Genomic DNA, 21,850 nt, shown 5'->3' on the forward strand with positions numbered 1-21,850 from the left:
CTTAAAGAAATCCTATCTCTGCCCGAAGGACAGGGTTTTGCCCGTAGGTGCAGGGACACGCTCACCCTTTTGGTCATGCTGGCGTACCCAGGCGGGCAGCCGCTAACATGCAGGGATAACAGCCCCGGCCAATCATGGACAGCCCCGCCCCGCTCACCGAAGAGATCGCTGCCTTCGCCCAAGGCGGCGTGTCGATCGTCGCCTCCTCGCGCGACGCCAACCTGCAACCCTCGCTGGCGCGGGTCTTCGCCTTCCATGTTTCACCAGACCGTCACCATGTGACCATCGTGGTGAGTGCGCCGCAGTCCGCCGCGCTGCTGGCCGACATCGAGGCCTGCGGGCAGATCGCGGTGGCCATCACCGAGCCCAGCACCCACCGCAGCTATCAGGTGAAAGGACGCAACGCACGAGTACAGGCACTGCGCCCCTTCGACCACGCAGCCTGCGAGCGGCACACCGAGTTGTTCCTGCGCGAGGTCTGTCCGCTTGGGTTCACCGAGCCACTGGTGCGTGCGGTGGTCGACATCCCGCCGACCGACCGGGTGGCCATCAGCTTCACGCCAGAGCAGAGCTTCTCGCAGACGCCCGGCACCACGGCGGGAGTCCGTCTCGCATGAAACTCACGCTGGACGACATCCGTGGCTGCCTGGACGGCACCATCCCGCCGATCCTGGCGACCTGCGCCCTGGATGGCACACCGAACGTCTCCTACCTGTCCCAGATGGAGTACGTAGATCGCGAGCATGTTGCGCTCAGCTTCCAGTTCTTCAACAAGACGCGGGCGAACATCCTGGCGCACCCTTATGCCACCGCCTACGTGACCGACAGCACGAGCGCCCAGGCTTACCGCGTGGCCTTGCAGTACCTGCGCACCGCCACCGAAGGCCCGTTGTTCGAGCGCATGCGCGCACGCCTGGCCGGTATCGCCTCGCAGACCGGCATGCAGGGCGTCTTTCACCTGCAGGGCTCCGATATCTACCGTGTGCTGGCGATCGAGGCGGTACCCGGCCCGCTGCTCCCCGCCCCGCCACGACGCGTCGACCTGTTGGCCTGTCTGCGCACCAGCACACAGGCACTGGGTGCCTGTACCGATCTGGAAAGCCTGCTGGAAGAATGCCTGCGCCTGCTGGACCAGGCGTTCCAGATGCCACACGGCATGATCCTGTTGCTCGACGCCCGGCGCGACACGCTCTATACCGTGGCCAGCCGCGGCTACGCGACCTCGGGCATCGGCTCCGAGATCGCCTTGGGCAGCGGGGTGATCGGGGTGGCGGCGGCCCAGCGCGTGCCGATCCGCATCACGTTCATGACCTCCGAATACAGCTACGGGCGCACCATGCGGGCCTCGGCCATCGACGCCGGGCTGGCCGAGGCGCAACCGGAAATTCCCTTCCCCGGACTGGCCGAGCCGCGCAGCCAGGTCGCCGTGCCGATCATGGGAGGGCCGCGCCTGCTGGGCGTGCTCTACGCCGACAGCATGGAGGACTACCGCTTCGGACATGCCGAAGAAGACGCACTGGTTGTGCTGGCCAGCCACTTGGGGGGCGCCATCCTCGCCCTGGGTGAAGACAACGAAACCGACCCGCAGGCGGCCACCGCTGCCCAGCCTCCCCAGACGGCGGATACCCGGCCGCTATGCCTGCACCATTACCCGGAGAACGACAGCGTGTTCGTCGACGACCACTACCTGATCAAGGGCGTGGCCGGAGCGGTGTTCTGGAAGCTGGTCAGCGAACATGCCCGCTCGGGACGAGCCGAGTTCACCAATCGAGAATTGCGCCTGGACCCGGCTATCCGCCTGCCGGAGATCGACGACAACCTGGAGGCGCGTCTGATCCTGCTGACGCGCCGCCTGGGCGAACGCTGCGAAGGCATCCGCATCGAGAAGACCGGACGCGGGCGCTTCCGCTTGTGCGTGTCACGCCCGCTGCGCCTGCAACAGACGGCGGCAGCCTGATCAGCCAGTGACGCGCATGGGCGTCGCGTTGTGCTCAGCCGAGGCGACAGGGCGCTGCTCCGCCGTGACCAACCAGATCCCCCAGCACACCAGTACCAGCGCCACCCCGTTCTTCCACGCGAAGATGTCCTCGCCGAGGAAGATGGCCGACAAGGCGACGCCGAACACCGGCACCAGGAAGTTGAACACGCTGACCTTGCCCACCGGGTTGTACTTGAGCAACGCGCTCCAGATGCCGAAGGCCAGGGCCGACAACAAGGCCATGTAAAGCATCAACGCGGTGGAGGCCGGCGTGAAGTCCGCCATCTGCCCGCCACCCAGCCAGCCCACCAGCCACAGCACAGAGCCGCCGATGCTCATCTGCCAGGCCGTCATCACCACCGCGTTGAGGCGTTGCGACAACCGCTTGCCGTAGATCATCGCCGCCGACAACAGGAAGGCCGCCAGCGTCACCGAGCCCTCGCCGGCCCAGGTGAAATCCGGCTGCAGAAGGCTTGGGCCATAGTTAGCCGCAGCCACGCCGACGAAGCCCACCGTGCAACCCAGCACACGGCGACGACTGAGACGGTCGTTGTGATAGATGAAGTGCGCCAGCAGCACCGAGAAGAAGGTGGCGGTGGCGTTCATGATCGAACTCTTGGTACCGGTCGCGTTGGCCAGTCCGATGTAGAAGAAGATGTACTGGACCGTGGTCTGGCTCAGGCCAAGCCCCGTCACCCCCAGCCAGTCAGCGCGCGTGAGCCACAGGCGCCAGCCGAGCAGGCGCGCAGCGAGCAGCAGGATCAGGCCGGCCCCCAGAAAGCGCACGCCCGCAAACACCATCTGGCTGGCGATATCGGTACGGGCGATGGCGAACATCGCGTAGCCCTGCTTGATCGCCGGATAGGCACTGCCCCACAGCAGGCCACAGAAGCTGGCCAGCAGGATCAGGTTGAACGGACGGGCAAAGAAGGGAGTCTTTTCCGGCATGGAAGGCATTTCGGCAGGAATCAAAAAGAAATGGAGGGGTCGCCCCCTCCATTTCGCGCACAGTGAGTCGGCAGGAGGTGTCTGCATCCAGCGCGAACCCATGTGCATTGTGGCCAGTCAATTGCATTCAATCAATCGCACACTTACTACAATATTGATAAGAAAAATGTTATCAATATAGGCACATGGACTTTCGTCACTTCCGTTACTTCGTCGTCACCGCCGAGGAACTTCACGTGGGCCGTGCCGCGCAGCGCCTGGGCATCGCCCAGCCGGCGCTGAGCCAGCACATCCGCAGCCTGGAAGAACGCCTGGGGGTGCGCCTGTTCATCCGCGCCAACCGTCGCATCGTACTGAGCGAGGCCGGCGAGGCCTTTCTCGCCGAGGCCCGCGCCGCCCTGCACCACGCCGACCTGGCGGGCAATGCGGCGCAGCGTGCGGCGCGCGGCGAAACCGGCACGGTGGTGATCGGCTATGTCAGCAGCGCGCTGGCCGAGCGGCCCTTCACCGGTGCCCTGGCCGCCTTCCGCAGCAGCCACCCGGACGTCGCCATCGAGATGCAGATGCGCCTGGCCGGCGCCCATATCGAGGCCGTGCAATCGCAAGCAGTGGATGTATCGGTCACGCGCGGCCCGCTGCCACAGTTGCCGGAGGGCTGCGAACACTTCGTGCTGGCACGCCAGCCGATGATCGCCGCGCTGCCCGAAGCGCATCCGCTGAGCAAGACCGAGCGCATTGCGCTGACGGCCCTGGCCCAGGACACGCTGCTCCAGCCCGAAGACCCCCCGGGCATCGGCCTGGCCCACACGGTCCGCCAGATGCTGGCCCAGGCGCACTTCACACCGCAGCGCACCATGCTCGTCAACGAGATGACCTCGACCCTGGGCCTGGTCGCCGCCGGCATGGGCGTGGCCTTGCTGCCCGACTCGGCCCGCGTGCTGCGCATGCCCGGCGTGGCCTTCTGCAGGTTGGAGGGAGAGGAAACCCATTCCGAACTGCTGGCCCTGCACCGCCGCTTCGAGCGCGCGCCCGCCGTGCGGGCCCTGCTGAGCGGCCTGCGCAGTCAGGCGCAAAGCACATAAAAAGGGAGACCCCACAGGGTCTCCCAAGGTCGTGCTCCATGCAAAACCGGTAGCCGCCGGAAAGAACCGGCCGGCCGGACTCAGCTCGTGAGTTTCAGTTGCTCCAGGATGGCCGGGTTCTCCAGCGTGGACACGTCCTGCGTGATCGCCTCGCCCTTGGCCAGCGCGCGCAGCAGGCGGCGCATGATCTTGCCGGAGCGCGTCTTGGGCAGGTTGTCACCGAAGCGGATGTCCTTGGGCTTGGCGATCGGGCCGATCTCCTTGGCCACCCAATCCTGCAACTGCTTGACCGCCACCTTGGCCGCATCGCCCGTGGGCCGTGCCTGCTTGAGCACCACGAAGGCCACGATGGCCTCGCCGGTCAGATCATCGGGGCGGCCCACCACGGCGGCCTCGGCCACCATCGGGTTGGCGACCAGGGCGGACTCGATCTCCATCGTGCCCATGCGGTGACCGGACACGTTCAACACATCGTCGATACGGCCCATGATGGTGAAGTAGCCCGTCTTCGCGTCGCGCACCGCGCCATCGCCAGCGAGGTACAGACGGCCGCCCAGGTCATCGGGGTAGTAGCTCTTCTTGAAGCGCTCCGGGTCGCCATAGATCGTACGGATCATCGAAGGCCAGGGCTTTTTGACGACCAGGAAACCGCCCTTGCCCCACTCCACGTCATGCCCCGTCTCATCCACGATCGCGGCGGCGATGCCCGGGAAGGGCAGCGTGCAGGAACCCGGCACCAGCGGCGTCACGCCCGGCAGCGGGGTGATCATGTGGCCGCCGGTCTCGGTCTGCCAGAAGGTGTCGAGGATGGGGCAGCGCGCGCCGCCGACATGCTCGTAGTACCACATCCACGCTTCGGGATTGATCGGCTCTCCCACCGAACCGAGGATGCGCAAGCTGTCCAGCTTGTAGTTGCGCGGATGGGTGCTGGGCGTGCCTTCCGAGGCCTTGATCAGCGAACGGATGGCGGTCGGCGCGGTATAGAAGATGCTGACCTTGTGGTCCTGGATCATCTTCCAGAAGCGGCCGGCGTCCGGGTAGGTCGGCACCCCCTCGAACACGATCTCGGTCGCCCCGCAGGCCAGCGGCCCGTATGCAATATAGGTATGCCCGGTGACCCAGCCGATATCGGCCGTGCACCAGTAGACGTCCTGCGGCTTGACGTCGAAGGTCCACTTCATCGTCAGCACCGCATGCAGCAGATAGCCCGCCGTGGAGTGCTGCACGCCCTTGGGTTTGCCGGTGGAGCCCGAGGTGTAGAGGAGGAACAGCGGATGCTCTGCCTCCACCCATTCTGGCTCGCATTCAGCCGGCTGCTTGGCCATCAGCTCATCGAGGAAGATGTCGCGCCCCGCCGCCATTGCAATGTTCGCGCCGGTACGGCGATACACGATCACGCTGTGGATGGTTTCACAGCCGCCCATTTCGAGGGCTTCATCGACCACGTTCTTGAGGCCCAGTGCCTTGCCGCCGCGGCATTGCTCATCTGCCGTAATGACCGCGATGGCGCCCGCGTCCGAGATACGCTCCTGCAGGCTCTTGGCCGAAAAGCCGCCGAACACCACCGAGTGCGTCGCGCCGATGCGCGCACAGGCCTGCATCGCCGCCACGCCCTCGACCGACATCGGCAGGTAGATCACCACCCGGTCGCCCTTCTTGATGCCGCGCGACTTCAAGCCGTTGGCGAACTTGCACACCAGCGCATGCAACTCGCGATAGGTCACGCGCTTCACCGAACCATCGTCGGCCTCGAAGATGATGGCCACCTTGTCGCCGTTGCCGTTCTCCAGGTTGCGATCCAGGCAGTTGTACGAAACATTGAGCTTGCCGTCGGCGAACCACTTGTAGAACGGCGCATTGCTCTCGTCCAGCGCCTGGGTGAAGGGCTGCTTCCAGCTAAGGTGCTCGCGCGCCAGGCGGGCCCAGTAGCCGGCGTAGTCCGCCTCGGCTTCCTTGCACAGCGCCTCGTAGGCCGCCATGCCCGAAATCGCCGCGCGCGCCACGGTCTCCTCGGCGGGGTGGAAGACCCGGGTTTCCTGCATCACGGAATCGATGGTGCTCATTGCATTCTTCTCCTCTGGTAGGGGCCGGAATATTCGCCGTGTCGTATGTGTTCGTTCCCGGACAAGGCCATACCGCGCCCGGGAGGATGTGGCGATTAGATGAAGTACAGCTTACATCGCACTTACGCTCACTGCCTGTACGATCTCTTCGCACCAGCCGGCGGCGATACGTGGCAACCCTTGTCGACCGCGGCACGCGGGGCATGCACAATGACAGACATGCCCAACCAGCAAGACATCGTTGCCGAGATTCCGCGTCTGCGCCGCTACGCCCGCGCGCTGACCGGCGACAGCTATCGCGCCGACGACCTGGTGCAGGACACCATCGAACGCGCGCTCAGCAAATGGATGCTGTGGCAACCCGGCAACCTGCGCGCCTGGCTGTTCACGCTGATGCACAACATCTTCGTCAACCAGATCCGGCATGGCGCACGCATCGAATACCGCGACGACGAAACCTTCCCTGACGCACCCACGCGCGCCACGCAGGAAGACGGCATCGCCCTGCGCGAGCTGGAACGTGCCTTGTCCCGGCTGAGCCCGGAACACCGCGAAGTGTTGTTGCTGGTGGGGCTGGAGGAGCTGAGCTACGAGGACACGGCGCGGGTGATCGGTGTGCCGGTCGGTACCGTCATGTCGCGCCTGTTCCGCGCGCGCGAACGCCTGCGCGCGGTGCTGGCGGCGCCCGAGGGCCTGCATCTGAAGGTGGTGAAATGAGCGGCCCGACCGACAAGCTCTCCGCCCGCGACCAGGCGCTGCTGCGCTACGCCGACGACCGCCTCGACGTCGAGGATCGTGCGACCGTGCAGCAGATGCTGCAGGACTCGCCGGAAGACGCTCAGCGCGTGCGCGAATGGCGCGGCCACATCGACGCCCTGCGCCAGCACTACGACGACATCGCGCGCGCCCCGGTACCCGAGCACCTGCTGCGTGCAGCGCGACGTGCCTCGCGCGCCTCACCGCTGCGCTACGCGGCGTCCATCGGCTGGTTGCTGCTGGGCGGCTTGTTGGGCTTCGGCGTCGCCGCCCTGCAACAGCAACAGGAAATCGCGCCACGTGCGGAACCCAGCCTGCCGCGCGAAGCAGCCATCGCGCACGCCACCTACGCCCCGGAGATCCGTCATCCGGTCGAGGTCGGTGCCGAACAGGAGACCCACCTCGTCAACTGGCTGTCCAAGCGCCTGGGCAAGCGCCTGCGCATCCCGCAACTGGGCCTGCTCGGCTTCAATCTCGTGGGCGGCCGCCTGCTGCCCGGCGAGGCCGGGCCGGTGGCCCAGTTCATGTACCAGGATGCCAATGGTCTGCGCCTCACACTTTACGTCAGCGGCCAGACCGGCGAGGTGCGTGAGACGGCCTTCCAGTTCTCGCAGAGCGGCCGCCTGGGCGTGTTCTACTGGCTGGACCACGAGCTGGGCTACGCCCTGTCGGGTGAAATCGAGCGCAACCGTCTGCTGCAGATCGCCCAGACCGTCTATAAGCAACTTAACCCCTGAGCACCCGTCGACCGCGGGTCGGCGCGCCCTCAGTCCTGGGCTGCGCCTGCCGTTAAGGCTCTGTCCAGGCCCGTTTGCGACCTCTGCGGGAACGCTTCACCGCAGCGGTGGTCTCGGGCCTATCAACCATAACAACGCCCCTTCACGCTGCATCGCCTCATGACCCAGACCGCCCAGCTCGCCCCGCCCCCTGCCCGCTCCACCATGCCCGCCGTTCCGGCGATCCTCGACCAGCTCGGGCAGATCGTGCTGGGCAAGGAGCACGCGCTCAAACTCGCCCTGACCTGCCTGATCGCGCGCGGCCACCTGTTGATCGAAGACCAGCCCGGCGTCGGCAAGACCACCCTGGCGCACTCGCTGGCGATCACCCTGGGCCTGCGCTTCGCCCGCATCCAGTTCACCAGCGATCTGTTGCCGGCCGACCTGATCGGCGTCTCGATCTTCGACACCAGCCAGCAAGTATTCCGCTTCCACCCAGGGCCACTGTTTACGCAAGTGGTCCTGGCCGACGAGATCAACCGCACCACGCCGAAATCGCAAAGCGCGCTGCTGGAAGCCATGGAGGAGCGCCAGGTCACGGTGGATGGCCAGACCTATCCGCTGCCCGCGCCCTTCTTCGTGATCGCCACCCAGAACCCGGCCCATCAGATCGGCACCTTCCCGCTACCGGAATCGCAGCTCGACCGCTTCCTGATGCGCATCAGCCTGGGCCTGCCGGATGCGCAGGCCGAACGCGAACTGCTGGCCGGCCGTGACCGTCGGGAAATGCTCGCGACCTTGCAGGCGGTGACCGGCCCCGATGGCCTGCAGGCGCTGCAGGCTCAGGCGGCCGCCGTGCATGTGCATGAGCGCATCCTCGACTACGTGCAAGGCCTGCTCGCCGCCAGCCGCAGCCTGCCGGAGATTGCCCACGGCCTGTCGCCGCGTTGCGGCATCGGCCTGCTCGCTGCCGCGCGCGCCTGGGCGCTGTGCGCCGGACGTGACCACGTGCGGCCGGAAGACATCCAGGCCGTGCTGCCGCCGGTGGCTGGCCATCGCCTGCAGGCGCATGGCATCCGGCAGTCCGGCGACGAGTTGTCGCGCCGGCTCATCGAGGCCGTCACCCTGCCCTGAGCCGGCATGCGGCTGCTCTCCCCCGCCCTGCGCGAACGCCTCATCCGCTGGATGTTGCGCAATCGCGCGCCCGAGGCCCAGCCGATCACGCTGGTACAGCGGCGCGTCTACGTGCTGCCCACATCGGCCGGCCTGGCCATGCTGGCCACCTTGCTGCTCATGCTGATCGGCTCGATCAACTACACCTTGTCACTGGGCTACGGCCTGACTTTCCTGCTCGGTGCGGTGTGGATCGCGCACATCCTGGCGAGTTGGCGCAGCCTGGTCGGGCTCAGCCTGCATTTCCGCGCCACTGGTGAAGCCTTCGCCGGCGGCGCCGCAGCGTTGCAGGCCCAACTGGGCAATCGCAGCACCCAGCCCCGCCACGGCATCACGCTACTGCTCGACGGGCATGCATTGCTGAGTCAGGCGGATATTCCGGCCCAAGCAGAAACTCCCTTCAACCTGGCCTGGCCGGTGCCCCGCCGTGGCCTGCACCGACCGGGCCGCATCGTGGTCGAGTGCCGCTACCCGCTGGGCTGGATCCGCGCCTGGAGCTACATCGAGCCAGATGTGCAGCAGCTCGTACTGCCCACCCCGGACGGCGATCTGCCACTGCCACTAGGCCACGCCGCTGCGCCCGAAGTGGCGGTCGCCACGGTGCCCGGTGACGAGGACTTCGCCGGACTGCGCAGCCATCAACCCAGCGACCCGCCCAGCCGCATCGCGTGGAAGACCCTGGCGCGCAGCGCAACCCCTCTGGTCAAGCACTACCTGGGTGGTGAAAGCCAGGATCTGTGCCTGGACTGGGACGCCTTGCCCCCCGATATGCCGCTGGAGGCACGCCTGTCACAGCTCACCCAGTGGGTACTGACTGCGCGCCAGGCGGGTCGACCGATGCAGTTGCGTCTGTCTACCGGCCAGCTCGGTCCCTCGGCGGAGCCCGCGCACTTCGACGCCTGCCTGAGTCGCTTGGCGCTTTACGGCCTGAGGGCGGGATCATGACCCGCCACGCCGCGGGAATGCCTTCCCCCGCCCTGCCCGACCGTTTGCTGACGGAACTGGCCGTCGTCGCCTGCGTCATCCTGGCGCCGCTTGCCGCTTTTCAGCCCGTCCTGATCAGCCTGCTGTCGGCGGCGCTGTGCGCATGGGCTGGCATCAACGGCTGGCGCAAACTGCAGCGTCCCTCGCGATGGCTGCTGCTGGGCGTGGCGCTGGCGACCCTCGCGCTGGTCCTGCTGGCCCACAAGCAGGTGCTGGGCAAGGAGCCCGGCCTCTCGCTGCTGAGCATGCTAATGCCGCTCAAGCTGCTGGAGTCGCGCAACACGCGTGACGCCCGCGTCGCACTGATGCTTGGCCTGTTCCTGCAGGTCGGCCTGTTTGCCCTGAGCCAGGAAAGCTGGCTGGCCGCCTGCGTATTGCTCAACACCGGGCTGCTGCTCGCCGCCACCGCGCGTGTGCAATCGCCTCACCTGACGCTGCAGCCAGCAGGGCGCCTGGCCGGGCGCCTGCTGCTGCAGGCCATCCCGCTGATGCTGATCCTGTTCCTGCTGTTCCCGCGCATCGACGGCCCGCTGTGGGGGCTGCCCATGGACGCGTTCAGCGGCCGCTCGGGGCTGTCCGACAGCATGGAACCGGGGGCGATCAATGCCCTGGCGATGTCCAGCGAGATCGCCATGCGCGTGGAATTCCTCGACGGCCCGCCCCCGCCGAACCGCCTGCGCTACTGGCGTGGCCCGGTGCTCACAGAGTTCGACGGTCGGCGGTGGACGGCGCTGTCCGGTCTGCCCCAGCCGACACTGAGCATCGAACGCGGACAGCAGCAGATCCGCTACGCCAGCACGCTGGAACCGCACAACCAGCGCTGGCTGCTGGCGCTGGACTACCCCTCGCCCGGCTCAGCGGAGCGCTTCACACGCGACTACACCGCAATGGCGCGCAACCCGCTACGCACGCGCGTGCGCCTGGAGATGAGCGCCTGGCCCGACGCGCGAGTAGGCCTGAGCGAACCACGCTGGCTGCTCGAATCCTCGCGTCGCCTGCCACCCAAGTCCAACCCGCGCAGCGTCGCGCAAGGCCAGCAGATCGCCGCACGCGAAACCGATCCGGCGCGGCGTGTCGATACCATCCTCGCCTTCATGCGCGGCGCCGGCCTGCAATACACGCTCTACCCACCCACCCTGGGCGAGCACACGGCCGATGAATTCCTGTTCGACACCCGCATGGGCTTCTGCGAGCACTTCGCGTCGGCCTTCGTGATCATGGCGCGCGCCGCCGGCCTGCCGGCGCGGGTCGTGACCGGCTATCAAGGGGGCGAGATCAACCCCTTCGACAACACCCTGGTGATCCGCCAGTCCGACGCTCACGCCTGGGCCGAAGTATGGCTGGAAGGCGAAGGCTGGCGGCGCATCGACCCCACCGCCGCGTCCTACCCGCAGCGCATCGACAGCGGCCTCACCCAGGCCTTGTCGCAGACTGACACGCTCCCCCTCGGACTGCGTCGCGACATCCCCTGGCTGCAGCAGTTGCGTTTCCGCTGGGAAGCCCTGGGCAACGCCTGGAACCAGTGGGTGCTGGGCTACAACGCCAGCCGCCAGATGGAATTGCTGCGCAAGCTGGGCATGCCCGACCCCGACTGGCAGAAGCTGGGCGGCCTACTGGCCGCTGGCGTGAGCCTGTGGCTGGCCTGGGCGGCCTGGCAGTATCGCGCTCGCGCACCGCGCCGCGACGCACTGGATCGCGTCTGGCATGCGTTGCAGCGTCGCCTGGCCCGACGCGGCGGCCCCCGCCACGACTGGGAAGGACCGCTTGCCTACGTCACCCGCATCGCGCCGCAGTTCGGTCCCGAGGCCAATGCCCTGCTTGCGCTGGCCGAGGACTACGCCGGGCTGCGCTTCGGTCCGCATGCGGCGACGGCTGAAGATGTCAGAATGCTGGCCCTGCGCATCCGCCAACTCCGACTGCAATGAACCTGCTCCGTCCCGTCCTCCTCTGTCTCGCACTCCACAGTGCTGGCGCGATGTCTGCCACGCCCTACATCGAACGCGAAGACGTCCGCCTGTTCATGCAGGAGATGGTCGAACGCCATGGCTTCACGCCGCAGGAGATCGAACAGGCCATGGCGATGGCGCAGGAGACGCCGCGCGTCATCGACCTGATCAAGCCGCCGGAGAATCCGGGAGTGCGCTCCTGGCAACGCTACCGCACGCGCTTCATCGAACCCACGCGCATCCGCGCCGGCCTGCAGTTCTGGAACGAACACGCGGCCACGCTGGACGCGGCCGAGGCGCGTTACGGCGTGCCGGCCCACATCATCGTGGGCATCATCGGCGTGGAAACCATCTATGGGCGCAATACAGGCAGTTTCAACACGCTCAGCGCACTGACCACGCTGGCCTTCGACTATCCGCCGCGCGCCCCGCTGTTCCGCGGCGAGCTGGAATCCCTGTTCCTCCTGGCACGCCAGCAAGGCCGTCACCCGATCAACTACAAGGGCTCCTTCGCCGGCGCCCTGGGCCTGCCGCAATTCCTGCCCAGCAGCGTGCTGCGCCATGCCGTGGATTTCGATGACAACGGCGTGATCGAGCTGACCGCCAGCCCGGCCGACGCGATCGGCAGCGTGGCGCGCTATCTCGCCGACTACGGCTGGCAGAAGGATGGCCGCGTCGCCCTGCGCGCGCGCCTGACGGACGACGCCGACGTAGCAGCCGCCAGCACCACGGACCTGCGCCCCGCCTTCAATGCGGACGAACTCGCGGCACGCGGTGTCAGCCCGGCCAAGGGCTCGCTCGCCGAGGGGGAGACCGCCTGCCTGATCGAATTCGTCACCCCGGGCCAGCCCAGCGAGTACTGGCTGGGCCTGCAGAACTTCTACGTCATCACGCGCTACAACCGCTCCAGCTTCTACGCCATGGCGGTCTACGACCTGGCGGAAGCGGTGCGCGCTGCGCGCCGCAACAGCCTGCAGCAGGCTACGCAGACGACAAGGAACCCGGGCAAGCGCTGAACGCGCCGATCCGCAGTGCGGAATGAGTTGGGGATTTCCAGCGGGGGATTTACAGCAGAACGTCGCGCGACACGCCACGACGTTTGACGATGCGGCGCAACTGCGCCAGCGCTTCGAGCTGGATCTGGCGCACCCGCTCACGTGTGAGGCCCAACTGGGCGGCGAGATCTTCCAGCGTCAGCACCTCGACATCGTCCAGCCCGTAGCGATACTGGATGACCAGGCGTTGCTTCTCGTTGAGCTGGCCGATCCACTCGCGTAACAGCGACTCCACCTCGTCGGTATGGATGGAGACATCGGGGGCGATCGCCTGCTCATCGGCCAACGATTCACCGATCGACAGGTTCGGGTCGATGTCCAGCGGTGCGTCCAGCGAAGCCGTGTGTTCATTCAGCGCGAGGATCGCCCGCACGTCCTCCACCGGCCGCTGCAGCTTCTCGGCCACCGCCTCCACCGTGGTGGTGGCGCCGGTTGAGGCCTCAAGCTGGCGTTGCGCACGCAGCACCTGGTTCAGCTCCTTCACCACATGCACCGGCAGGCGGATCGTGCGCGACTGGTTCATGATCGCGCGCTCGATGTTCTGGCGGATCCACCAGGTGGCGTAGGTCGAGAAACGGAAGCCGCGCTCCGGATCGAACTTCTCCAGCGCGTGCATCAGCCCCAGGTTGCCCTCCTCGACCAGGTCGAGCAACGGAATGCCGCGGTTGAGGTAGTGCTTGGCGATATTCACGACCAGGCGCAGGTTGCGCTCGATCATGGTCTGGCGAGCCTGGAAATCGCCCAGGCGTACCTTGCGCGCCAGCGCCGCCTCTTCTTCCGCCGTCAGCAGCGGATTGAGGCCGATCTCGTTCAGGTAGAGCTGGGTGACATCGTTGAGGAATTCGTTGTCCTGCGGGACAACCGGCGCAGGCTCGGCAAACGCTTCAAGCTCGGGCGGAATGTCTTCCGTTTCCTTGTCATCTGCGTCGTCGAGGAATGCCGGTTCGAACATGTCAGCGCCCTATCGTGTCTAGCGTTTCGGTAGGTACTTCAATGGATCGACAGGCTTACCCTGCCGGCGAATCTCGAAGTGCAGCTTGGGACGGTCCGCGTCGCTCTGGCCGACCGCAGCGATCTTCTGTCCGCGTGCGACCTGCAGGCCCTCTTTCACCAACACCTCGCTGTTGTGCGCATAAGCACTCAGGTAGGAATTGTTGTGCTTGATGATGACGAGGTTTCCGTAACCGCGCAAGTCACTGCCCACATAGATCACCTTGCCCGCCGCAGTCGCCAGGACCGGGTCGCCGACATTGCCAGCCAGATCGACACCCTTGTTGCTGGCATCGTTGAACGTGGCGATCACCTTGCCATTGGTAGGCCACAACCAGTCGATGGCGTCATCCCCGCTCTTGGCCTCGGTGGCCGGTGCGGAAGCCGCTGGCGCCGCAACAGGAGCCGATGCGCTTGCAGGCGGTGACGAGGCAGCGGGGGGCGTGGGCTTCGGCACGGCCGACTGCGCGACACTGGCGGCCGGCACCACGCCCTTCTGCAGATCGGCCAGGGCCTGCGGCGAATAGGCGACACGTCCGCCCCGCGGCTCGGTCTTGAGCGCACCCGGCGCATCGCCACCAGCGGGTGAAGTCACGGCGGAGGTGGAGCCAGGTGCGGCGGGTGCGGCGGCCGGCGAGCTGGATACGACGCTGACCGAAGGCGCCTGCACCGGCGTCACGCTGTTGCCCGTTTCCGGCGGGGTGATGCGCAGTTCCTGCCCGACCTGGATCAGGCTGGGGTTGTCGATGCCATTCCAGCGCGCGACCTCGCGATAGTCCTGCCCGTTCTCCAGCGAGATGCTGTAGAGCGTCTCGCCGCGCTTGACGATGTGATAGCCGGGGCGTGGCAGGCTGGGAGCCTGCGGTGTCACAGCCTCCTCGGCTGCGGCCCTGGCGGGTGCGCCGGGCGTGCGGGATTCAACGGGCGCGGCCTGTTCGGTACTTGCACACGCCGCCAGCAGGGCCAGCGACAGGGCTGCCAGCGCAGCACGGGGGGACATCCGGGTGAGGCATTCCTTCATTCGACGATCATTCCGTTCCGGGCAAAAGCGGCACGAATCGTACCGCATCCAGTCGTGTTTCCTTGAAGCCCCCGGCAGGCGTGCGTTCCACCAGCACGATGTACTGCTCCTGCGTGCCTTGCGGGATCACCAGACGGCCGCCTGGCGCCAACTGCTCCAGCAGCGCGCGCGGCACACCCGAGGGCGCCGCGGCGGCCAGGATGATGGAATCGAAGGGGGCGAACTCCGGCAGCCCGAGACTGCCGTCGGCATGTTTCAGCCTCACATTGGGCAAGCGCAGCGGGCGAAGGTTCGAGCGCGCCTTCTCCAGCAGCTTGCCGATGCGCTCCAGCGAGTACACCTCGGTGGCGAGGTAGGACAGCACCGCGGCCTGGTAGCCACAGCCGGTGCCCACCTCCAGGGTCTTGCCCAGCGCGCGGCCGCCGGCCCCCAGCAGCTCGCTCATGCGCGCCACCACGAAGGGTTGCGAGATGGTCTGCTGGAAGCCCAGGGGCAGCGCCGTGTCCTCGTAGGCGCGGCTGGACAGGGCCTCCTCCACGAACACGTGGCGTGGCACCTGGTTCATGGCGGCCAGCACCTTCTCGTCGCGGATGCCTTCGGCCCGCAACCGTTCGATCATGCGCGCGCGAGCGCGCGTCGAGGTCAGGCCCGAGCCCTGCAGTCGATCATTCATGTGCAGCTTTTTATTTGATCCAGTTGGCGATCGAGGCGATCTGGGCGGCATGGGTCAGGTCAACCTGCAGCGGCGTCACCGACACGTAACCATTGGCCACCGCGTGGAAATCGGTGCCTTCTCCGGCGTCGGCAGCTTCGCCCGCCGCACCGACCCAGTAGATGGTCTGGCCGCGCGGGTTGGTGTCGCGGATCACCGGCTCGGCACGATGACGCTTGCCCAGGCGCGTGGTCTTGATGCCGCGCAGGGCCTCGTAGGGCACGTCCGGCACGTTGACGTTGAGCAGCACCGGCTCGCCGAAGGGCTCTCGGCGGAAGCGCTCGACCAGCTCGCAGGCAACACGCGCCGCAGTGGCGAAGTGGATGCCGTCCTTGCCGACCAGCGAGATCGCGATCGCCGGCACACCCAGCAGATAGCCCTCGGTGGCTGCCGCCACGGTGCCGGAGTAGATCGTGTCGTCCCCCATGTTGGCGCCGTGGTTGATGCCGGAGACCACCATGTCGGGTTGCACGTCCAGCATGCCGGTCACCGCCAGGTGCACGCAATCGGAGGGGGTGCCATTCACGTAGTAGTAGCCGCTGGGCGCGCAGCGCAGTTGCAAGGGCCGGTCCAGTGTCAGCGAATTGCTGGCCCCACTGCGGTCAGCTTCCGGCGCAACCACGGTCACGTCGGCAATGCGGGACACCTCGCCGGCCAGGACCTGAATGCCGGGTGCGTAATAACCATCGTCGTTGCTGAGCAGGATTCGCATGCTGACCTCGCTGAGTGAAGCCCCGGCATCCCGCGCACCCGCCGGAGCGCGCGGCATCCGTCACGTCGAAGGGCAGGCGATGCGGCCGGAGCGGGCTGGCGAGCGATTATAGTTTGTCCATCCGGTACTGTCTTGAGGACGACCCGATACCCGGCATGATGGCCGGGACCGGTCGGCCCCGCACGACCGCCGCCATCGCGGCACAATCCGGCACCAGAGGCCGCTGCCCGCCCGGCAAGTGGCCCACACAAGAATGATGGAGACACGATGCGAGTCAATTTCAACGCGCTGAGCGACAGCGGCGCCGGCGGCCTGCGCCGCTTCGCCTGGCTGGCCCTGGCGGCCGGGCTGGGCCTGTCCGCCTGCACGCCTGGCGAACGCTTCGACCGCCCGCCCCCGGAGTATCGCGCCGAGGTGGTCAATCCCGAACTGGTCGACGGTCTGGTCATCCCCGAAAACGGCGTCATGCTGGCCTGGGGCAGCGATGGCAGCATCCTGCGCGCAACCGATCCCTTGCAATGGCACCCTGCCCGCAGCCCAGCCACGACAGACCTCGTGCGCGGCGCGACTGCAGAAGGCGTCACCCTGGTGGTCGGTGAGCAAGGCGGCATCTTGCGCTCGGAGGATTCGGGCCAGACCTGGCAGGCTGTCGGCGAGCCGCAGCCCGACGTACGCCTGCAGGCAATTGCCTACGACAGCCAGCGCAAAGTGTGGATCGCCGCCGGCACCCAGGGCGTGATCACCCGCTCCAGCGACGCGGGCAAGACCTGGAAGAGCCAGCGCGCGGCGCGCCCGATCAAGCTGGAAAGCCTGTTCTACGATGCCGCCTCACAATCGCTGTGGCTGGGTGGCGAGCAGGGTCTGCTTGGCCGCTCCACCGACGGCGGCGAGAACTGGGTTCTGCAGCAGATGCCGATCGACACGCCGGTGGCGGGTTTCCACCGCCACGGCAAGATTCTGCTGGCGCGCAGCGGGCTCGGCCGCCTCCTGCATACCGATGACAATGGCAAGCAATGGCAGGTTCACCAGCTCGCCACCAAGGGCTTCTTCACCGACAGTGCGCTCGACCCCGTGTCCGGCGCCATCGTGGTGAGCAACCACCTGGGCGAAGTGGCGCGCTCGACCGACGGCGGACGCAACTGGCGACTGGTGCAGACGGAGTTCGGCGGGCGCCGCACCTATCTCTCGGCGATCCGCTTCGACGAGAGCAATCGCAACCTGGTCGCCGTGGGCCACCAGGGCAGCATGCTGCGCTCGATCGACGGCGGCCAGCACTGGGAGGAGGCGCTGCCCCCGGGCATCCCGGTCAGTTTCGCCACCCTGATCTACGATCCGGCGCGCAAGACCATGGCCGTGCCCGGCAAGGGCGGCTACATGCTGGGTTCGCAGAATGCCGGCGAAGTGTGGCAGACCGCCCTCGTCGGTCTGCCCGAATACCAGCGCGACGCGCTGTTCGTGGCCCAGGGCTCGGCAGTGGTCACGACCGGCGAATTCGGCAGCCTGTATCGCGGCAACGGCCAGGGCGCCGACTGGCTCACCCCCGACATCACCTATCCCGACCCCAATACGCCGCCGGCTTATCGTGCGCTGGTCGCCGGCCCGGACGGCCAGACCCTGCTGGCCGCCGGCCCGCCCGGCACGATCATGCGCTCCACCGACGCCGGCGAGACCTGGCAGGCCACGCATGCGGCCAAGCTGGAACAGGGCGAGGCCATCGTGCACCTGCTGGTCGATCGCGAACGCAAGACCGTCATCGCGCTCGACGCCTTCGGCGCGCTGAAGACCTCCACCGACGATGGCCAGACCTGGGCCGCGCAAGCAGTGAACCTGAATGGCCGCGAGATCTGGCATGGCGCACTGAGCCGCAATGGGCACATCGTGGCCGTCGGCAGCAAGGGGCTGATCCTGCGCGGCAGCCCCGGTGGTAGCGCCTGGCAGATCACCGACAGCGGTTTCGCCGATGACCTGTACGGCGCCTGGTGCGAAGCGCGCGGCAAGCAGTGTTTCGCCCTCGGCAAGGGGGGCACCGTGTTGCGCTCCACCGACGAGGGGGCGAACTGGAGCCGCGCCCATGCGGGCGGCGAGGTCGCCTTGCGGCGCATGATCGAAGAACCGCGCGGGCGGGCTTTGCTGGCCTTCGGCGAAAACGGGCTGATCCTGCGCTCCGAAGATGGTGGCAAGAGCTGGCTGGGCGTGACGAGCGGCACCACAGCCGAACTGCGCGCGGCCGCCCTTGAGCCCGGCACCGGCCACGTACTGATCGTCGGCGCGGCGGGCACCCTGTTGCGCGGCTCCGATGCCGGCCGCCAATGGCAGGCCCTGCCCACCCATACCGCGCGCCATCTGCGCAACCTGGCCTTCAACCCGCAGGACGGCAGCCTGCTCCTGGTCGGCGAGCGCATTGTGCGCCTCCTACCCAGCACCCCGCTCAAGCCACGCTGAACCACACGCGGCGCGGCAAATCCTGCCTGCCACAGGCCCTGGATTTGCCGCCCCGGCGGCAAGAATCCACGTCGTGTCCCGCCCCTGCGGCCAGGACGGCGGCGGGTTTCACACAAAATGACATTGGCACGACTCCTGCAGGGCGAGGACCGCAACGCGCCCCTGCGTGCGGCTGCACGCGCTTTGCCCGCGCATCGGACCCGATCAGGAGACCCTCATGGCAATGACGATCAACACCAACGTGGCTTCGCTCAACGCGCAGCGCAATCTGTCCGGCACCAAGGATGCGCTGGCCACCTCGCTGCAGCGCCTGTCCTCAGGCCTGCGCATCAACAGCGCCAAGGACGACGCCGCCGGTCTCGCCATCTCCGAACGCATCAACGCCCAGGTGCGCGGCTTCAACGTCGCCATCCGCAACGCCAACGATGCGATCTCCTTGATGCAGGTGGCCGACGGCGGTGCGCAGCAGATCTCGGACAACGTCCAGCGCATGCGTGAACTGGCCGTCCAGGCCGCCAACGGCACGCTGAACTCGGGCGACCGCGCCAACCTGCAAGTGGAATTCTCTGCCCTGCAAAGCGAAGTCTCACGCCTGGCGGCGGCCACCAAGTTCAACAACGTCGCGCTGCTGAGCGACTCCACTGCCAGCTTCACCTTCCAGGTCGGCGCCGGCACCACGGCCAACGACCAGATCTCGGTGAGTTCGGCCAACCTGCTGGCCTCGGTGGTCGGCATCGGCAGCACCGTCGACATCACGATGGCCACGCTGGCACAGGCGGCGATCACCTCGCTGGACGCAGCGATCAACACGCTGACCACCACGCGCGCCGGCTATGGCGCAGCCATCAACCGCACGCAGGCGGTGATCTCGTCGCTACAGATCGCGGTCGAGAACCAGGCCGCCGCGCGCGGACGCATCGTCGATGCCGACTTCGCCATGGAGACCACCAGTCTGTCGCGCTCGCAGATCCTGCAACAGGCCGGCACGGCCATGCTGGCGCAGGCCAATGCCCTGCCCCAGCAGGTGTTGCAGTTACTGCAATAAGTCAGGGGCCTCGCCAGCCACCGGGCCCGCCTGCACGGCGGGCTTTTTTGTCTCCAGCGACCGGCAAAGTCTGCCGCCCCGGGCGGCGAAACTCGCAGCCAGACCGGCAAGAGCTCCCGCCCTGCGCGTTGTCAGCCCCCTGAAAACCCCCTTCCAGAGGGAAAAAGCACGGGTTTTCCCGGCAATTTCAGAACTGGCACGCTCTTCGCAATAGAGAGCCTGCAACGGAGTGCGGTCAATGCATTTGTCATTGTCAGTCATTCTTCGTGGCTCGCCAGTTACCTGCGGAAGTAGTGGCGATTCGCAACGGGCGCACCGCGCTCGGCGCGAATGAAATTTCCGCATCCGTGGAGGATCGAATCATGGCAATGACTATCAACACCAACGTACCGTCGTTGAATGCCCAGAGAAATCTCTCGGGCACCAACGACTCCCTTGCAACCTCGCTGCAGCGCCTGTCTTCAGGCCTGCGCATCAACAGCGCCAAGGACGACGCGGCCGGCCTCGCCATCTCGGAGCGCATCAACTCCCAGGTGCGCGGCTTCAACGTCGCCATCCGCAACGCCAACGACGCCATCTCGCTGATGCAGGTGGCCGACGGTGGCGCACAGCAGATCTCGGACAACATCCAGCGCATGCGCGAGCTGGCCGTTCAGGCCGCCAACGGCACGCTGAATTCGGGCGACCGCGCCAACCTGCAGGTGGAGTTCGCCGCGCTGCAAAACGAAGTCTCGCGCCTGGCAGCGGCGACCAAGTTCAACAGCGTCGCGCTGCTGAGCGATTCCGCCGCCAGTTTCACCTTCCAGGTCGGCGCCGGCACCACGGCGAACGACCAAATCTCGGTGACCTCGGCCAACCTGCTGGCCTCGGTGGTCGGCATCGGCAGCACCATCGACATCACGATGGCCACGCTGGCGCAGGCCGCGATCACCTCGCTGGATTCGGCGATCAACACGATCACTACCACGCGCGCCGGCTTCGGTGCGGCGATGAACCGCACCCAGGCAGTGATCTCCTCGCTGCAGATCGCGGTGGAGAACCAGGCGGCCGCACGCGGACGTATTGTCGATGCCGACTTCGCGAAGGAAACGGCCAATCTGTCGCGCTCGCAGATCCTGCAGCAGGCCGGTACGGCCATGTTGGCACAGGCGAACGCGATGCCCCAGCAGGTGCTTCAACTGCTGCAAGGCTAAGGCATCACCACTTCAGTTTCCGGCGGGCGTGCGGGGCTTGCCGGGCCGCGCCAGGCATGACGTCTGGGTACGGCAGCAGTACCGCACTTCCGTGGAGGAAATGAATCATGGCAATGACCATCAACACCAACGTGCCGTCGTTGAACGCCCAGAGAAATCTCTCGGGCACCAACGACTCCCTGGCCACCTCGCTGCAGCGCCTGTCTTCAGGCCTGCGCATCAACAGCGCCAAGGACGACGCGGCCGGCCTCGCCATCTCGGAGCGCATCAACTCCCAGGTGCGCGGCTTCAACGTCGCCATCCGCAACGCCAACGATGCGATCTCCCTGATGCAGGTGGCCGACGGCGGCGCACAGCAGATCTCGGACAACATCCAGCGCATGCGCGAGCTGGCCGTGCAAGCTGCCAACGGCACGCTGAACTCGGGCGACCGCGCCAACCTGCAGGTGGAGTTTTCGGCCCTGGCCAACGAAGTGGATCGCCTGGCCCTGGCCACCAAGTTCAACAGCGTGGAGTTGCTGGGCACGACCGCCCCAACCTTCACCTTCCAGGTCGGTGCCGGCACCACGTCCAACGACCAGATCACGGTGGCGACCGCCAACCTGCGCGGCGCCTCCAGCGTGGGCGGGCTGGGCATCGACACCGCCACGATCAACATTTCCGGCTCGACCGGCTCCAGCGCACTGGCTGCGATCACCGCGCTGGACGCGGCGATCAACACGATCACCACCACGCGCGCCGGCTTCGGTGCGGCGATGAACCGCACCCAGGCGGTGATCTCCTCGCTGCAGATCGCGGTGGAGAACCAGGCCGCCGCGCGCGGGCGCATCGTCGATGCCGACTTCGCGCAGGAAACAGCCAATCTGTCGCGTTCCCAGATCCTGCAACAGGCAGGCACGGCCATGCTGGCGCAGGCGAATGCCCTGCCCCAGCAAGTGCTGCAGTTGCTGCAAGGTTAAACGGCGGTAGTCCTCCACCTGCTGCCGTGCCGGCGTGCCCTTCGGGGCGCGCCGGCATCCCCCATCCAGTGGAGT

General features: G+C 66.9%; 19 protein-coding genes. 13 read left to right on the plus strand and 6 right to left on the minus strand.

Annotation, left to right across the window (positions count from 1 at the left end):
* The first annotated feature begins 134 nt into the window (after positions 1 to 134).
* Positions 135 to 617 carry a hypothetical protein gene (locus NMB43_RS12050; protein ID WP_494348405.1) on the plus strand — a complete coding sequence of 161 codons (483 nt, stop codon included), beginning with the start codon at positions 135 to 137 and terminating at the stop codon, positions 615 to 617.
* Positions 614 to 1,957 (plus strand): GAF domain-containing protein, encoded by a 1,344-nt coding sequence (locus NMB43_RS12055; RefSeq protein ID WP_494348406.1) that lies wholly within the window; start codon positions 614 to 616, stop codon positions 1,955 to 1,957. The genes NMB43_RS12050 and NMB43_RS12055 overlap by 4 nt, the downstream gene beginning before the upstream one ends.
* Here NMB43_RS12055 and NMB43_RS12060 read toward each other — a convergent pair whose 3' ends face one another.
* Positions 1,958 to 2,926 carry a DMT family transporter gene (locus tag NMB43_RS12060; RefSeq protein ID WP_494348407.1) on the minus strand — a complete coding sequence of 323 codons (969 nt, stop codon included), beginning with the start codon at positions 2,924 to 2,926 and terminating at the stop codon, positions 1,958 to 1,960.
* A 185-nt stretch (positions 2,927 to 3,111) separates the two neighbouring features.
* On the opposite strand from NMB43_RS12060, the gene NMB43_RS12065 reads away from it, so the two are divergent.
* Positions 3,112 to 4,008: a LysR substrate-binding domain-containing protein gene (locus NMB43_RS12065; protein WP_494348408.1), complete on the plus strand. Its 897-nt coding sequence runs from the start codon at positions 3,112 to 3,114 to the stop codon at positions 4,006 to 4,008.
* An 80-nt stretch (positions 4,009 to 4,088) separates the two neighbouring features.
* On the opposite strand, the gene acs is transcribed toward NMB43_RS12065, so the two are convergent.
* Entirely contained in the window at positions 4,089 to 6,071 is a 1,983-nt protein-coding gene (gene acs, locus NMB43_RS12070) for an acetate--CoA ligase (RefSeq protein ID WP_494348409.1), read from the minus strand.
* Between the two features lie 219 nt (positions 6,072 to 6,290).
* Between acs and NMB43_RS12075 the strand changes: the two genes are divergently transcribed.
* From NMB43_RS12075 to mltB, 6 genes are all read left to right on the plus strand, one after another.
* Positions 6,291 to 6,788 carry a sigma-70 family RNA polymerase sigma factor gene (locus tag NMB43_RS12075; RefSeq protein WP_494348410.1) on the plus strand — a complete coding sequence of 166 codons (498 nt, stop codon included), beginning with the start codon at positions 6,291 to 6,293 and terminating at the stop codon, positions 6,786 to 6,788.
* Complete coding sequence (locus tag NMB43_RS12080) at positions 6,785 to 7,564, plus strand: anti-sigma factor family protein (protein ID WP_494348411.1); 780 nt, start codon at positions 6,785 to 6,787, stop codon at positions 7,562 to 7,564. The genes NMB43_RS12075 and NMB43_RS12080 overlap by 4 nt, the downstream gene beginning before the upstream one ends.
* 159 nt (positions 7,565 to 7,723) lie before the next feature.
* Positions 7,724 to 8,677, plus strand: coding sequence for an AAA family ATPase (locus NMB43_RS12085; protein ID WP_494348412.1), 954 nt, complete (start codon positions 7,724 to 7,726; stop codon positions 8,675 to 8,677).
* 6 nt (positions 8,678 to 8,683) lie between these two features.
* Positions 8,684 to 9,661 (plus strand): DUF58 domain-containing protein, encoded by a 978-nt coding sequence (locus NMB43_RS12090; RefSeq protein ID WP_494348413.1) that lies wholly within the window; start codon positions 8,684 to 8,686, stop codon positions 9,659 to 9,661.
* Positions 9,658 to 11,625, plus strand: coding sequence for a transglutaminase TgpA family protein (locus NMB43_RS12095; RefSeq protein ID WP_494348414.1), 1,968 nt, complete (start codon positions 9,658 to 9,660; stop codon positions 11,623 to 11,625). Before NMB43_RS12090 ends, NMB43_RS12095 begins: the two co-directional genes overlap by 4 nt.
* 50 nt (positions 11,626 to 11,675) lie before the next feature.
* Complete coding sequence (gene mltB / locus NMB43_RS12100) at positions 11,676 to 12,662, plus strand: lytic murein transglycosylase B (protein WP_494348415.1); 987 nt, start codon at positions 11,676 to 11,678, stop codon at positions 12,660 to 12,662.
* A 49-nt stretch (positions 12,663 to 12,711) separates the two neighbouring features.
* On the opposite strand, the gene rpoS is transcribed toward mltB, so the two are convergent.
* The 4 genes from rpoS to surE are packed head-to-tail and all read right to left on the minus strand — an operon-like array spanning position 12,712 to position 16,136.
* Positions 12,712 to 13,653 carry an RNA polymerase sigma factor RpoS gene (gene rpoS / locus NMB43_RS12105; protein WP_494348416.1) on the minus strand — a complete coding sequence of 314 codons (942 nt, stop codon included), beginning with the start codon at positions 13,651 to 13,653 and terminating at the stop codon, positions 12,712 to 12,714.
* An 18-nt stretch (positions 13,654 to 13,671) separates the two neighbouring features.
* Positions 13,672 to 14,691, minus strand: a complete 1,020-nt coding sequence (locus NMB43_RS12110; RefSeq protein WP_494348417.1) for a peptidoglycan DD-metalloendopeptidase family protein — start codon at positions 14,689 to 14,691, stop codon at positions 13,672 to 13,674.
* A gap of 28 nt (positions 14,692 to 14,719) precedes the next feature.
* Complete coding sequence (locus NMB43_RS12115; protein ID WP_494348418.1) at positions 14,720 to 15,385, minus strand: protein-L-isoaspartate(D-aspartate) O-methyltransferase; 666 nt, start codon at positions 15,383 to 15,385, stop codon at positions 14,720 to 14,722.
* 10 nt (positions 15,386 to 15,395) lie between these two features.
* Positions 15,396 to 16,136 carry a 5'/3'-nucleotidase SurE gene (gene surE, locus NMB43_RS12120; RefSeq protein ID WP_494348419.1) on the minus strand — a complete coding sequence of 247 codons (741 nt, stop codon included), beginning with the start codon at positions 16,134 to 16,136 and terminating at the stop codon, positions 15,396 to 15,398.
* Between the two features lie 267 nt (positions 16,137 to 16,403).
* Here surE and NMB43_RS12125 point away from each other — a divergent pair, with 267 nt between their 5' ends.
* The 4 genes from NMB43_RS12125 to NMB43_RS12140 all read left to right on the plus strand — a co-directional run bounded on the left by NMB43_RS12125 (position 16,404) and on the right by NMB43_RS12140 (position 21,775).
* Complete coding sequence (locus NMB43_RS12125; RefSeq protein WP_494348420.1) at positions 16,404 to 18,578, plus strand: WD40/YVTN/BNR-like repeat-containing protein; 2,175 nt, start codon at positions 16,404 to 16,406, stop codon at positions 18,576 to 18,578.
* A 217-nt stretch (positions 18,579 to 18,795) separates the two neighbouring features.
* Entirely contained in the window at positions 18,796 to 19,623 is an 828-nt protein-coding gene (locus NMB43_RS12130) for a flagellin N-terminal helical domain-containing protein (RefSeq protein ID WP_494348421.1), read from the plus strand.
* 362 nt (positions 19,624 to 19,985) lie between these two features.
* Positions 19,986 to 20,816: a flagellin N-terminal helical domain-containing protein gene (locus NMB43_RS12135; RefSeq protein WP_494348422.1), complete on the plus strand. Its 831-nt coding sequence runs from the start codon at positions 19,986 to 19,988 to the stop codon at positions 20,814 to 20,816.
* A gap of 107 nt (positions 20,817 to 20,923) precedes the next feature.
* On the plus strand, positions 20,924 to 21,775 hold the full coding sequence (locus NMB43_RS12140) for a flagellin N-terminal helical domain-containing protein (protein ID WP_494348423.1): 852 nt from the start codon (positions 20,924 to 20,926) through the stop codon (positions 21,773 to 21,775).
* Positions 21,776 to 21,850 lie beyond the last annotated feature (75 nt).

Source organism: Uliginosibacterium sangjuense (assembly GCF_059132465.1).